Here is a 12,873-nt window from a genome sequence, read left to right as displayed (position 1 = left end):
GCAGTTTGAGTTGTACTTCTATTGGGAGATTAATTGATGATTCGTTCCAGGCGCGGTTCCAGGGATTCAGGGCGCGACCGGCTGGACATTGAAAGCGACGATCGGCGCTATTCTCCGCGCAGCGCAAGACAGTCCCTGCAATCAGAAATCGCGGCGCCGCCACCAACCGGGCGCAAGCGCAGACGCCATCCCATTGTGTTTGTTCTGAATTTCCTGCTGATGGCGACAGTCATCCTGGCATTCGTTTTCGGGGGACTGTTGTTTTACGGCAAGTCAGTATACGAGGCTGACGGTCCGCTTCAGGTCGACAAATCTGTAATGATCGAGCGCGGCATGAATGTGCAGGGCATTGCAAATCTGCTGGATGAAAAGAATATCATCAACAACAAGATTTTGTTTCTGGCCAGTGTCCGTTTGACGGACAACCGCAGCAAACTGAAGGCCGGTGAGTATCTGTTCGAGCGGAACGCTTCCATGGAGGACGTTGTTGCCCGGCTGGTTGAAGGCAAATCCATTTTGCATGCCGTCACCGTTCCGGAAGGCCGCACGTCCAAGCAGATCGTCGATATTCTGGAATTGGACCCGGTCCTGACCGGTCAGATTGTCGGGGTTCCACCGGAAGGCACATTGCTGCCGGAGACCTATAAATTCACTCGCGGCGACAGCCGGTCACAATTGCTGGAGCGCATGCGTACGGCCCGTGATCGTGTGGTGGCGGATGTCTGGTCGCGGCGCTCGCCGGATCTGCCTATTTCGACCCCGGAAGAAATGGTTATCCTGGCCAGCATCGTTGAAAAGGAAACCGCATTGGCGGACGAGCGCCCAAGGGTTGCGTCCGTGTTCATCAACCGGTTGAAAGAGGGCATGAAGTTGCAGACCGACCCGACGGTCATTTATGGGCTGGTCGGGGGACAGGGCACTCTAGGCCGGCCAATTTCGCGCGCGGATTTGCGCGCTGAAAACCCTTACAACACCTATGTCATCGACGGACTTCCACCCGGGCCAATCGCCAATCCCGGTCGTGCGGCCCTGGAAGCGGTTATCAATCCGGCCCGCACCAAGGACTTGTTTTTCGTGGCTGACGGGTCTGGCGGGCATGCCTTTGCTCAGACATTTGCCGAACACCAGACCAATGTTCGAAAATGGCGACAGGTTGAACGTGACAAGTCTGACCAGGAAGACGTTGAAGACCCGAGCAAAATCAGCGACTAGTATGGAGGTCGCGCCAAAGCGGAGCAAATTTGATGGCGATAAGCAGCATGACTGGTTATGGCCGGTCAGAAGGAGCGTTTGAGGAACGCAACTGGTACTGGGAATTGCGCTCGGTAAACGGTAGGGGGCTGGATCTGAAATTCCGCTTGCCTCCTGGCTTTGACAAGGTCGAGCAGATCTGCAGAAAACGTGCGCAGACGGTTCTTGGCCGTGGCAATGTGCAGTGTAATCTGATGATTAGTGTGAGTGATGGCAAGCCGTCATTTCAGATAAATCAAACAGCACTGGATCAGGCGCTATCCTATCTGGAAATCGTTGCGCAACGCGTTGAAACCGCGCCGTCCCCGGCAACCAGTATTCTCGCCATGCCAGGGGTCCTGGAGCGGTTTTCCGAAGACCGGAGCACAGAAGACCAGGAGAGCCTGAATGCGGCGCTGAATACCAGTTTTGAAGTTGCACTGGCAGCTCTCACAAAGGCGCGTGAAGCTGAAGGCGAGCATTTGAAGGCAATCGTCGCTGGACTTTTGCAGCAGATTACAGATCTCGTCCAACTTGCAACCGACAATCCGGCACGTACGCCCCGGGCCATTCAGGACCGGATCAGAAAGCAGATTGCGCTGCTGTCCGGCGGACAGACCAGACTGGACGAGGAACGGCTTCATCAGGAGGCCATGCTGCTTGCGACCAAGGCTGATATTCAGGAAGAACTTGACCGGCTCCGGGCGCATATCGTGGCGGCGGATGATCTGCTGTTTGCCGGGCAGCCGGTTGGCCGAAAATTTGATTTTCTGACCCAGGAATTCAATCGTGAAGCCAACACGCTGTGTTCCAAATCCAATGATCCGGCCCTCACCAAAACCGGTCTTGCGCTGAAGGCTGTTGTTGATCAGCTGCGCGAGCAGATACAGAATATCGAATAGGACGAGACATGCGTAACAGCTCAATCAGTACGATGGATCGCCGCGGCGTTATGCTTGTCCTGTCCTCTCCATCAGGAGCCGGAAAATCCAGCATTGCCCGGCAGATACTCAGCAAGAATTCCGAGATTGAGCTTTCGGTGTCCGTGACAACAAGAGCACAGCGCCCCAGCGAAATTGAAGGAACCCATTACCATTTTATTGATCACAGGCGCTTTGCCGCCATGCGCGATCGCAATGAATTGCTGGAGTGGGCTGAGGTCCATGGCAATTTTTACGGGACCCCGCGGGACCCGGTCGAAGAGGCGCTGACGGCCGGGCGCGACGTATTGTTTGACATTGACTGGCAGGGCACCAGGCAATTGCACGAAAAAATGCCTGAAGATCTGGTGCGGATTTTTGTATTGCCACCATCGATCAGCGAGCTGAAATCTCGGCTGGAACGGCGGGCGGAAGACAGTGACGACGTGATTGCCAAACGGCTGACCAATGCTGCTCTGGAAATGGAGCAGTGGTCTGAATATGACTATGTCATCATCAATGAAAAGCTGGAACAGTCATTTGAGCGGGTGCAGTCCATTTTGCATGCGGAACGGATGCGCCGTGACCGGCTGATCGGCATGAAAATGTTCGTGGAAGGGCTGCTCAACGAGTTGTGAGCGCGTCATAGGCATTGGCCAGGGCGACAAATCCGCTGACTGGAATTTGTTCGGCGCGCTCGGTCTCCGCAATGCCGGTTTCTTCAAAAACCTGACTGCTGATTCCCAGGGGCTTGAGGCTCTGTCGCAGCATCTTGCGCCTTTGGCCGAACGCGGCAGCTGTGAGTTTTGACAGGCTCGTCAAGCGGCAGGCCAGCGGCTGGCGACGCGGTTCAAAGTGTACCACGCTGGAGGTGACTTTTGGCGGCGGAGTGAAAGCCTGAGGCGAGATGTCAAACAACAGCTCTGCCGTGCAACGCCATTGTGCCAAAACGGAGAGCCGTCCGTAGGATTTGCTGCCTGCGGCTGCAACAATGCGTTCGGCTACCTCCTTCTGGAACATCAGGGTAAGCGAGCTGTAGAAGGGTGGCCACGGCTCTGCCTCAAGCCAGCCTGTCAGCAGCGGTGTTGCAATATTATAGGGCAAATTGGCAATGATGCGGGTTTTCAGCTCCGGGTCCAAAAGTGGCTGATTCTGCAACGCATCTCCGGCAATGATGTGCAGTTTTCCAGGATATTGCGCCTCTACCTGCCTCAGCGCGGCCAGACAGCGTTCATCGCGTTCAATGACCGTCAGACTTGCCGGGTTCTCTTTCAGGATCGCCCGTGTCAAGCCGCCGGGACCTGGCCCGATTTCAAGAACATGAGCCCCTTCCAGCCGGCCCGCGGCGCGGGCAATACGGCTGGTCAGATTCAGATCGAGCAGAAAATTCTGGCCCAGCGATTTCTTTGGACTGAGGTCAAATTGCGCAAGAACATCGCGCAAGGGTGGAAGGGCGTCAAAGCTGTGGTTCATGCACGACCTGCAGAAATCATGTCGTTTGCCATGCGAATGGCACAAATCAGACTGTCGGGCCGCGCACTCCCTTTTCCGGCAAGGTCCAGGGCTGTGCCATGGTCCGGAGAGGTGCGCACAAAAGGCAGGCCCAGCGTGACGTTCACACCTTCATCAAAAGCCAGCGTTTTAGCCGGTATCAGCGCCTGGTCATGATACATGCAGATTGCCACATCATAATTGGAGCGGGCGCGCGGATGAAACATTGTATCGGCGGGCAAAGGTCCCGTGATATCGAATCCTTCGGCGCGCAATTCTTGCAGAGCCGGCGCGATAATGTCCCTGTCTTCCAGACCAATGCTGCCATTTTCGCCGGCATGAGGATTGAGACCGGCCACGGCCAAGCGCGGCTGGCTGATCCCGAAGCGGCTCTTCAACTCAGCATGACAGATGCGAATTGTGGTCTTGATCATTTCTGAGGTGAGCTGCATGGGAACCTCGCTCAGAGGAATATGAATGGTCACCGGCACAGTGCGCAGCAGTTCGGAGGCAATCAGCATTACGGGTGTATAGGGCTGTCCGGTATGTTGTGTTGCCAGAAAGCCGAGATATTCCGTGTGCCCCGGATAGGAGAATCCGGCTTCGTAGAGATTTTTCTTGTGGATCGGGCAGGTCACCAACCCGGCGCATATGCCGTTGATGGTGGCCGCCACAGCCTGATCAATGGAGGCGATCACGGCTGTGCCATTGCCGGGTATCAAAGTGCCGCAGCAGTCGGGCTCTGCTGCCGGAATATCCACCACCTGCAGCATTCCGGAGGGCCTGCTTTGTGCAATGGTGTCCGGTCCAAGCCGTGTGATGGACAGGGAAACGCCCAGCATTTTGGCGCGCAATGTCAGGGTTTGCGCGCAGCCAAACACGATGAGTTCAGGCAATTGCAGGCGTTCGCGATGCTGCCAGGCGGCGATGACCAGATCCGGGCCAATACCCGCCGGCTCGCCCATAGTCAGGGCAAGAGGAGTGGTCACTGCTCGTGCCTATCTGAACGGGTCAGCGGTATTCAATGACCGCATCCTGGCGCAGGTCGCGAATATAGCGGCGCGCAAGCAACTGGCCTTCCTGATCCATCATTTCCGAGCGGGTTTCGTCTACTGCCGCGATGTCGCTGGCGACTTCGCGGACATTGCAGAGCACCAGGATTTCAAATCCCTCGGCGATGCGCCCGGGCTCGGTTCCCTGGCTGATTTTAAGCGTCTCGAGCTTTGCCACCAGCTCCTCGGGTAATTGCGTTGAGTCGCGGCGCCCGATGTTCTTGACCACCACATCGCGCAACCCAGAAGCCTGGGAAAGCACCGAATCGCATCCTGCTATGGTCGGTCTGAATCGTTCTGCGCTCTTCTTGACGGCATTTGCGGTCGCATCGTTGGAGCCTTTGGGAACGATGAAAATGACTTGTTTGAGGGTGAATTCCTTAACAAATTTCTTCTGTTCGCCCTTTGCACGGACAGCGGCGATCACGTCGGCATCTTGCACATTTACAGTGCTGCGGAACCTGGCGCGGACCACACGAGACCAGGCAAGTTCAGCTCTCAGCCGGCTTTTCAGAGCGCCCGGGCTGACGCCTGATTTACTCAGCGCCTGACCCAGTTGTGACGCACTCATTTTTGTCCGTGTGGCGATGGTCGCGAAAGCGCTGTCAACTTCCTGGGGAGACGGGCTGATGCCGCGCCGCTTGGCTTCGCCCAGCTTCAGCTTCTCTTCAACCAGTTCATCAAGAGCCTTGGTTCGGGAACCGTCCCGGGTGGTGAGTTTCAGAAGCTTTGAGCGCTGATCCAGTTCGTAGCTGGTGATCGGATCGCCATTCACCAGTGCAACAATCTTGCTTTGAGCAAAGGCCGGCGCACTGATGGAGATGATAAGACAGGCAAACAGCAGAGCAGCCAGATTGCGAAGGGAAGAGGGGACAGACAACATGGAAATGCCCTTATGAATTGAATGTATCTCGGCGATTTTAGCCAAGTTTGTCAGCAAGGTTAAGCTTGTGACGCACAGATTGGGGGAAATTGAGGCAGGCCGCATCCCGGTATTGGGAAATCTTGTCTGTTCCCACAGGCCGATACCGCGCTATCAATAGGTTGCAGACTCGCTTTCGCCGCCGCCCAGATCCTGTGAGACTTCGCCGCCGCCGATGGTTTTCAGATTGACCCGCAGATAAATCCGCTGATCGGTTTCAAGATCTGTATAGCGATCATGGGTTTCAGTATAGGACAGCGACAGGCCGAAGCACTCATCATCATAAGCGATTCCGATACCATCGCTGACAGCACCATTATTTTCGATATCGTAACGGAAATCGCCGAATACGCGCCAGTTGTCATTGACCTGAAGTGAGGCAGAGCCACGTATTTCTTCGCGCTCGTTGGCAATGCCGAGATTGGGTTGTTCGGCAAAATAGGCGTAGCCGAGGGAGGCCGTGAGAAAGCCACGTTTTCCGCTTGCCGTGATTTCAGAACGGTTGACTGCGAAATTGCTCTCATCCAGCCGAACAAAAGCATCCAGCCGCAGATCATTCGCCGTATCAAGCGTGAAGCGGGCAATGTAGTCGGACCGGTCGGTTTCAAGGCCGCTGTCCAGACCTGTTGCAGCAACATCCGGATTGGCGAACGAATTGGTCCCGAACAGATGAAGCGATTGTCCCAGAACTGTGCGGATGGAAACGCCATTGTTCAGATCAGCCCGGTAAATCATGCCGATATTGATGCGCGAGCCGCCCTCGACACGGTCATAGCCGGAAAACTTGTTGACGCTGAACAGATTGGTGTCGTCGAAAACCAGGCTCTGTGCATCTTCATTGGGCAGGGAGCCCAACAGATTCTCGTTGCTTCTCAGAATGACCTGCGCGACCGGTTCAAAGCGCTGGGTGCCCCAGGTGTGCTGGGCGATCAGAGGCCAGCGCCATTCGATTCCGGCGAGTGCCAGTCCGCGAAAAGCCTCATTATCCTCAATGAAGGGTGCCAGTGGCTCATTCTGTTCCAGCCAGAACGCATCGCCGCGCAATGAGGCAAACGGTGTGAACAGCTGGCCCATCGGTCCGACCAGGGTTTTTTGCCAGGTGGCTTCCAGCGAGAGGCGCGTGTAAGTGCCTTTCGGGCCGACCACACGTCCGGTTGGATTGCCATTGCTGGTGCCGAAATCGGTGTTTTCCCGCGACAGGCTGGTGAAATTCAGATCAAACGACAATTCACCGTTCAGAACCGGGTCGCCAAAGACAAGATTGTAATCCAGCACCGGATGAACCAGCGCCTGTTCTTCCTGAAAATCGGTTCCGATGCTGTCTTCTTGATCTTCGCGCAGAGCGCGGAACTGATAACCACGCAATTCAAAAAAATTGCGCTCACTCTGGCCGGTCAGATAGAGCGTCGAGACAGCTTCCTGGCGCTCCGTATCTTCCAGATCATAATCGCGGGTGAAGGTCCGGTCGCTGATTGCGGTAACGTCCCAGCCCCATTTCCATTGCTGATTGATATTGAACTCGCCATCAGACTGGACATAGCCACGCAGCGTCTCATCGCCCTGAAGACCGGCAAATTGGTCAGGCGCGAACTGGGCAATGCCGGCAGCGCGAATTCTGTAGGAGCCGGTGATCAATTTGTGGCGCCATTCCGCATCCAGCAACACGCCCTGACCACTGTAAAAAGTGGGTGAAATCGTCAGATCGTAATTGGGCGCCAGATTGAAAAAATACGGAGTTGTCAGCCCGACCCCGATTGCGCTTCCGTAGCTCAGTCTGGGCATCAGAAAGCCGCTCTTGCGCTTTACTGAAGGGTCGGCATGAGAAAAATACGGCAGATATGCCACCGGAACACCAAAGAATTCCAGCCAAGCATTCTGATAGTAAATCATCTGCTCCTGCTGGTCATGGATGACTTTTGACGCCTTGATCTGCCACAGATAGGGCCGCGCCGGGCGCTTCTCGCAAGCTTCGCAGGCGGTATAGCTGCCCTGGTTGAAAACTGTCCGGTTGCCACCGGTCCGTTCAGCCGATTCGGCGCCGAAGGTGGCGTTTTCCGGTGTCCGCACCTGCAATGACTTCACAAAGCCGTCGCGGAAATCTTCGGTGATATCGACCTGATCCGCTGTCAGCACATTTCCGGTTGGCTCGGTAATGCGTACATTGCCCAATGCCATCATCCGGCCGCTGCGCTGTTCGTAGACAACGCGATCTGCGTTTAGCGTGTAGCCGTCATAGACAATTTCGACATTGCCCTGGGCGGTTACGGTTTCGGTGTCGTAATTATAGATCAGCGCGTTAGCTTCGACGAGCATCTGAGCGTCGGGATTTGTCCGAATTCTCTCGACCAGAGCATCGGAACTTCGAGTGGTGTGCGACGCAGCGTAGGCTGTGAGAAGATCAGGTGCCAGCCCAATGGCCAGGGGCAAGGTCAGGGCGGAGGCTGACAGAAACAGCGCAAGCTTCCACTGTTTCAGTGGGCGGGACATGCAGCCGAATATTCTTGACGGTCCAGACACTTTTGGCTGCGGTGCAGGCGCAAGTACGCTGCAGCGCGGGACAGCAGCGCAAAATACGCGAGAAAGTTCCTCGGACCGGGCGTTTGCACGCTGCCTCATCCGTCCTCCTGATACAATAAAACTGTCACGCCCGTTACAGATGCAATGAGCGCAGGAAGCCAAGCGGCAAGAGCGGGGTTGAGAAGCCCGTTGCTTCCAAAATCCCCAACCAATTCAGAAAGCACATAAAGCACGAAGCCAGCGCCAATTCCACCTAAAACCATATGACCGGTACCGCCAAGCCGTGTCAATTTTAATGAAACCGTAGCTGCAATGATAACCATCGCCGCGAAAAGCAGCGGCCGGGCCAGATGCGTCTGAAAATTCAGCCGCATGCGATTTGTATTTAAACCGGCGCGTCGAGCCGCTTCGATCGTGCTGGGAAACTGCCAAAAGCTAGTGTTTCCAGTGCTTTCCGCTTGTTGTTGAGCCTGTTCTTTTGTGAAAAATGTGCTGAGTTGATACTCAGCGCGGCGCTCGGGAGGCGAATCGGCAGTGGTGATGAGTGCGTCATTTAGACGCCAGTAACCATCTTGCCAGTTTGCCGAGACCGCATCGACCTGTTCCTTGAAAGTGCGGTCTTTTTCGAACACCAGAGCCGTGACCCCGATGAGGGTCAACCCGTGGTTGGCTGTGCGTTTTGCGGAGAGAATGGATTCGCCCAGGGAGCCTTCCTGACGGAACCAGATGCTTTTGGTTGCGGTTTTGCGAATTTCTTTGCCATCGCTCATTTCCTGGAGTTCCAGCTGTTCGGAGCGTTGTTGCAGCCAGACAGCCAGAGGATTGTAAGCCGTGCTTGCAAGTGCGCCGATCAACAAGGCCACAAACAGGGCAGGCTGCATGAATTGCCAGACCGACACGCCGGCTGAGCGCGTCACTGCAAGTTCGAGTTTGCGCGTAAGCGACAGAAACGCGACAATCGCGCCGATCAGCACAGCAAAAGGCAGAACCTGTTCTGCAATGGTGGGGGTCCGGTACAAGGCCATCTTGACGGCGAACATGAACGAAAAATCGTCATGGCTGGAAAATTCCCTGATCTGTTCGACCAGATCGACGAGAAATATAATCGCAAAGCAAATCAGAAAAACATTCAGAATCGATCGCAAAAAGACCCTGGTGAAATACAGATTGATGGTTCTCCGACTGACCATCAGCGATACACTTTGCGGTCATTGTCGGCAGACCAGCGTTTTGCCACCAGCTTTTCGCTGATGTTAACGAGCCGGTCGGCGACACGCTGGGCAAAATCCAACCGGACATTCTGCCACAGTAATATCAGGCTGATGATGGCTGCCAGAACCGGAATGAGATAGAGTATGACAACGCCAACAGCGCTGTTCTCGGCGAGACTTTCTGCCGCAAATCCCAGCCCTCTGGTGAACACCGCAACCGCCGTGGCCGATAGAATGGCGACACCTTGCCCCGATCTTGTGGTTTGCGGACTGGCCATAAACAGCATCGCGACCATGGCAAAGCTGAAAGCATAAAGCGGCGCAACAAAACGGCTGTGAAGTTCGGCACTGATTTTGATGGTTGAGCCATCTTCTTTCGGATCGGGACTGATTATGTTTTGCAGAAGCTCAATCGTGCTGCGCTCCTTGGAACGATAGCCGGCTTTTGAGGTGCGTTCGCGGAATTGTGACAGATCAAAAGCATAACTATCAAACTCGATTATGGATGATGAGTTTTCGGTTTTCTCGCGGCGTACAATGTTGCCGTTCTGCATAACCAGATAGGTGCTTGGTCCGGTTTCAACCAGTGCACCCCGATCGGCCAGATACTGAAAGGAAATGTCCGGGTTTCGCGTGTCGCTGATCAGGATTCCACCCAGAAACCCGTCCACACTGCGCTCTTCGATGTGCACCATCAAACCACGGTCCATTTCAGTAAAGGCTCCGGGAACCATGATGCTGCTGATCAAATCGGCCCGCACCTGAATAATATGACCACGCAATAGCTTGAGGCCGGCAGGCGCGATATAGATGCTCAAAAACCCGGTCAGCAGAGCCACCAGAAGGCTGAGCCACAACAGCGGTCTGGTTACCCGCTTGGGAGAGCCGCCGGCTGCCGCAATGATGACGATTTCGCTGTCCTGATGCAGCGTGTTCATGACATACAGGGTGGCGATCAGCAGTGCCACCGGTGCCAGAACCACGACGAGGCTGGGGATCGCCAGCGACGAGATTATGAGAAACAGTTGCAGCGTCTGTCCTTTGGCCGTGACCAGGTCAATTTGACGAAGCGCCTGGGTCATCCATACGATGACAGTCAAGGTCACTGTGGTCAGCGCAAATGCGGAGAGCCCTTTCCAGAAGACGTAGCGTTCAATTTTGGCTCCAAGACCGAATTTCATCGTCACTGTCTGCGATCTTCCAAGGGGTTGATATCAACGTCGTGTCACACCGGGTCATTATCGGTCAAGCGAACAACACCGGATCGGTCAAGCGAACAACACCGGCCGGATATTCGGAAAGATCATGCCGGGGGCTTGTCGGAATCGTTCATTTGTACCACTTTCCAACAAAACTGCCGATCCATATCATCGAGCAGCCTGATATTTACTTTTCCGGTCGCCTCGCCGGCCCTTCTCCATGCCAGTAACCCATCAAGGAAGCCAAATTCATGTCTCATCTGACTGACATCACTTTTCAAAAGAAAATGACCGGTTCGCCCAAAATTGTGGTGACGGTTTGTTCGGACAGTCTGACCTTGCCGGCGACACTGGTGGCGTATAGCGCGGAATTGAAGGAGTTTTTCAGGAAAGCTGCTGCGGCGGCAGGCTTTGAAGGCAAATCCGGCAGCAATCTTAATCTTGTTTTGCCTGCCGGGACGCCGTTTGACCGGCTGATCGTTGTAGGCCTTTCTCCCAAAAAGGAAGAAACCGCGCCAAACTGGCGCAATCTGGGTGGACAGATGTCCGGTCTGCTGTCGGGAGACAGCGCATCAATTGTGCTGGATGATGTTGGTGCTGAAGACATCTCATCCTGCGCTCAGGGTCTCTATCTGCGCAGCTACAAATTCGACAAATACAAGACCCGTAAGGACGATGAAAAGTCCAAGTCAAAAGCACAGAAGCTGACACTTGTCGCAGATGCAGCGGCGGACGCCAAAAAACTATGGCAGAGCGACCAGGCCGTGGCAGATGGCACTGTATTTGCCCGCGATCTGGTCAATGAACCGGCCAACATCCTGACAACGAGCGAATTTGCCGAACGTCTCAAAGAGTTGAAGGATCTTGGAGTCGAAGTTCAGGTTCTTGACGAAAAGGAACTGGCAAAAATCGGCATGCGTGCGTTGCTGGGTGTTGGTCAGGGTTCGGCCATGCCGTCGAAAGTTGTGGTGATGCGCTGGAATGGTGGCAAAGACAAGGATCAGCCACTGGCATTTATCGGCAAGGGCGTTGTGTTCGATACCGGTGGTATTTCCATCAAACCAGCTGGCGGTATGGAGGACATGAAAGGCGATATGGGCGGCGCGGCAGCAGTATCCGGGCTGATGAAGGCGCTGGCCGGGCGGAAAGCCAGGGCGAATGTGGTCGGCGTCGTCGGGCTGGTGGAAAACATGCCGGACGGGATGGCGCAGCGGCCGGGCGATATCGTGACTTCGCTGTCCGGACAAACCATTGAAATCATCAATACCGATGCGGAAGGCCGGCTCGTTCTGGCGGATCTGCTGTGGTATGTGGAGGACACGTTCAAACCGAAATTCATGATCAATCTTGCGACTTTGACCGGGGCGGTTATCGTTGCGCTCGGCAACCATCATGCCGGCCTGTTTTCCAATTCCGATGACTTGTCGGCTGCGCTTCACAAAGCTGGTAACGCCACGGAAGAGTTGGTGTGGCGGCTGCCTCTGGGCAAGCCATATGACAAGCTGATCGACAGCAAATTCGCTGATATGAAAAACACCGGAGGACGCTGGGCGGGGTCGATCACGGCGGCTCAGTTCCTGCAGCGCTTTGTCAGAAATGTCGATTGGGCACATCTGGATATCGCCGGTACGGCGATGGGCTCCCCGGACACCGAAGTCAGCCGCTCATGGGGTTCCGGATTCGGCGTGCGGTTGCTCAATCAACTGGTTCGCGACGGATATGAACGCTGATCGGCCATGACGGAAATCCTGTTTTATCATTTGCAGACACAACCGCTTGAGGAAATTCTGCCCGGTTTGCTGGAGCGTTCGCTGGCGCGAAACTGGCGGGTTGTCGTCGAAAGCGGATTGCCGGAGCGTCTGGAAGATATCGATAGCTTGCTGTGGACCTATCGGGAAGACAGCTTTCTGCCGCACGGACTGGACAGCGAAGCCTTTGCCGAGAACCAGCCCATTCTTCTGACTGGCGGCAAGGACAATCCTATCGGTGCACAGATTCGCTTTCTGATCCATGACGCTGGACTTCCGGACGATCTGAATTACGAGCGGCTGGTGCTGCTGTTTGACGGTCAGGATGAATTTTCCGTGCAACAGGCCAGGGATCACTGGAAAGTCCTGAAAAAGACCGACCATGACTTATCTTACTGGCAGCAGAACGAGTCCGGGCGCTGGGAGAAAAAGGGCTAGGAGGTTGCTGCGGCATATTCATCAGCAGTGGAATCCAGTCAGTGCGTCCGATTCATATCGCATCCGTTCGATGTCGCATTTGACGCGACGCCTGCAATGTGTCGTGTTATCGTCCGCAAGTGCGGGTGTATGGTCGCGGTTCGGG

General features: G+C 55.1%; 11 protein-coding genes. 5 read left to right on the top strand and 6 right to left on the bottom strand.

From position 1 onward, the window contains the following. Positions 1-36 precede the first annotated feature (36 nt). From mltG to gmk, 3 genes are read left to right on the top strand one after another with little or no spacing between them, the layout of a single operon-like run. Positions 37-1,212, top strand: a complete 1,176-nt coding sequence (gene mltG, locus RAL88_RS02765; protein ID WP_306267135.1) for an endolytic transglycosylase MltG — start codon at positions 37-39, stop codon at positions 1,210-1,212. A gap of 32 nt (positions 1,213-1,244) precedes the next feature. Beyond that, positions 1,245-2,132, top strand: a complete 888-nt coding sequence (locus RAL88_RS02760; RefSeq protein ID WP_306267133.1) for a YicC/YloC family endoribonuclease — start codon at positions 1,245-1,247, stop codon at positions 2,130-2,132. 8 nt (positions 2,133-2,140) lie between these two features. Beyond that, the gene (gene gmk / locus RAL88_RS02755) at positions 2,141-2,788 is read left to right on the top strand and encodes a guanylate kinase (RefSeq protein ID WP_306267131.1); all 648 of its coding nucleotides are present in this window, start codon (positions 2,141-2,143) and stop codon (positions 2,786-2,788) included. On the opposite strand, the gene rsmA is transcribed toward gmk, so the two are convergent. The 6 genes from rsmA to lptF form a co-directional block, all read right to left on the bottom strand. Beyond that, positions 2,775-3,623, bottom strand: coding sequence for a 16S rRNA (adenine(1518)-N(6)/adenine(1519)-N(6))-dimethyltransferase RsmA (rsmA, locus tag RAL88_RS02750; protein ID WP_306267130.1), 849 nt, complete (start codon positions 3,621-3,623; stop codon positions 2,775-2,777). The genes gmk and rsmA overlap by 14 nt on opposite strands. Continuing rightward, positions 3,620-4,630, bottom strand: a complete 1,011-nt coding sequence (gene pdxA / locus RAL88_RS02745) for a 4-hydroxythreonine-4-phosphate dehydrogenase PdxA (RefSeq protein WP_306267129.1) — start codon at positions 4,628-4,630, stop codon at positions 3,620-3,622. Before pdxA ends, rsmA begins: the two co-directional genes overlap by 4 nt. Before the next feature lie 22 nt (positions 4,631-4,652). Beyond that, positions 4,653-5,576: a peptidylprolyl isomerase gene (locus RAL88_RS02740; protein WP_306267128.1), complete on the bottom strand. Its 924-nt coding sequence runs from the start codon at positions 5,574-5,576 to the stop codon at positions 4,653-4,655. A gap of 153 nt (positions 5,577-5,729) precedes the next feature. Further along, the gene (locus RAL88_RS02735; protein ID WP_306267126.1) at positions 5,730-8,102 is read right to left on the bottom strand and encodes an LPS-assembly protein LptD; all 2,373 of its coding nucleotides are present in this window, start codon (positions 8,100-8,102) and stop codon (positions 5,730-5,732) included. A gap of 125 nt (positions 8,103-8,227) precedes the next feature. Then, entirely contained in the window at positions 8,228-9,322 is a 1,095-nt protein-coding gene (lptG, locus tag RAL88_RS02730) for an LPS export ABC transporter permease LptG (RefSeq protein ID WP_306267124.1), read from the bottom strand. Beyond that, positions 9,322-10,524, bottom strand: a complete 1,203-nt coding sequence (gene lptF, locus RAL88_RS02725; protein WP_306267122.1) for an LPS export ABC transporter permease LptF — start codon at positions 10,522-10,524, stop codon at positions 9,322-9,324. Before lptF ends, lptG begins: the two co-directional genes overlap by 1 nt. Before the next feature lie 269 nt (positions 10,525-10,793). Between lptF and RAL88_RS02720 the strand changes: the two genes are divergently transcribed. Continuing rightward, on the top strand, positions 10,794-12,272 hold the full coding sequence (locus RAL88_RS02720; RefSeq protein ID WP_306267120.1) for a leucyl aminopeptidase: 1,479 nt from the start codon (positions 10,794-10,796) through the stop codon (positions 12,270-12,272). A 6-nt stretch (positions 12,273-12,278) separates the two neighbouring features. Further along, positions 12,279-12,728, top strand: coding sequence for a DNA polymerase III subunit chi (locus RAL88_RS02715; protein WP_306267119.1), 450 nt, complete (start codon positions 12,279-12,281; stop codon positions 12,726-12,728). Positions 12,729-12,873 lie beyond the last annotated feature (145 nt).

Source organism: Pararhizobium sp. IMCC3301, assembly GCF_030758315.1.
In the GTDB taxonomy this organism is placed as follows: Bacteria; Pseudomonadota; Alphaproteobacteria; order Rhizobiales.
The sequence above is the reverse complement of the archived record's forward strand: the minus strand, read 5'-3'. Positions and strand labels throughout refer to the sequence as shown.

What these genes read in the sequence shown, in the direction of transcription:
- RAL88_RS02735 (WP_306267126.1), bottom strand. Translation starts at nt 8,102, where the DNA reads ATGTCCCGCCCACTGAAACAGTGGAAGCTTGCGCTGTTTCTGTCAGCC.
- RAL88_RS02740 (WP_306267128.1), bottom strand. Translation starts at nt 5,576, where the DNA reads ATGTTGTCTGTCCCCTCTTCCCTTCGCAATCTGGCTGCTCTGCTGTTT.
- RAL88_RS02760 (WP_306267133.1), top strand. Translation starts at nt 1,245, where the DNA reads ATGGCGATAAGCAGCATGACTGGTTATGGCCGGTCAGAAGGAGCGTTT.
- lptF (WP_306267122.1), bottom strand. Translation starts at nt 10,524, where the DNA reads ATGAAATTCGGTCTTGGAGCCAAAATTGAACGCTACGTCTTCTGGAAA.
- lptG (WP_306267124.1), bottom strand. Translation starts at nt 9,322, where the DNA reads ATGGTCAGTCGGAGAACCATCAATCTGTATTTCACCAGGGTCTTTTTG.
- mltG (WP_306267135.1), top strand. Translation starts at nt 37, where the DNA reads ATGATTCGTTCCAGGCGCGGTTCCAGGGATTCAGGGCGCGACCGGCTG.
- rsmA (WP_306267130.1), bottom strand. Translation starts at nt 3,623, where the DNA reads ATGAACCACAGCTTTGACGCCCTTCCACCCTTGCGCGATGTTCTTGCG.
- RAL88_RS02715 (WP_306267119.1), top strand. Translation starts at nt 12,279, where the DNA reads ATGACGGAAATCCTGTTTTATCATTTGCAGACACAACCGCTTGAGGAA.
- gmk (WP_306267131.1), top strand. Translation starts at nt 2,141, where the DNA reads ATGCGTAACAGCTCAATCAGTACGATGGATCGCCGCGGCGTTATGCTT.
- RAL88_RS02720 (WP_306267120.1), top strand. Translation starts at nt 10,794, where the DNA reads ATGTCTCATCTGACTGACATCACTTTTCAAAAGAAAATGACCGGTTCG.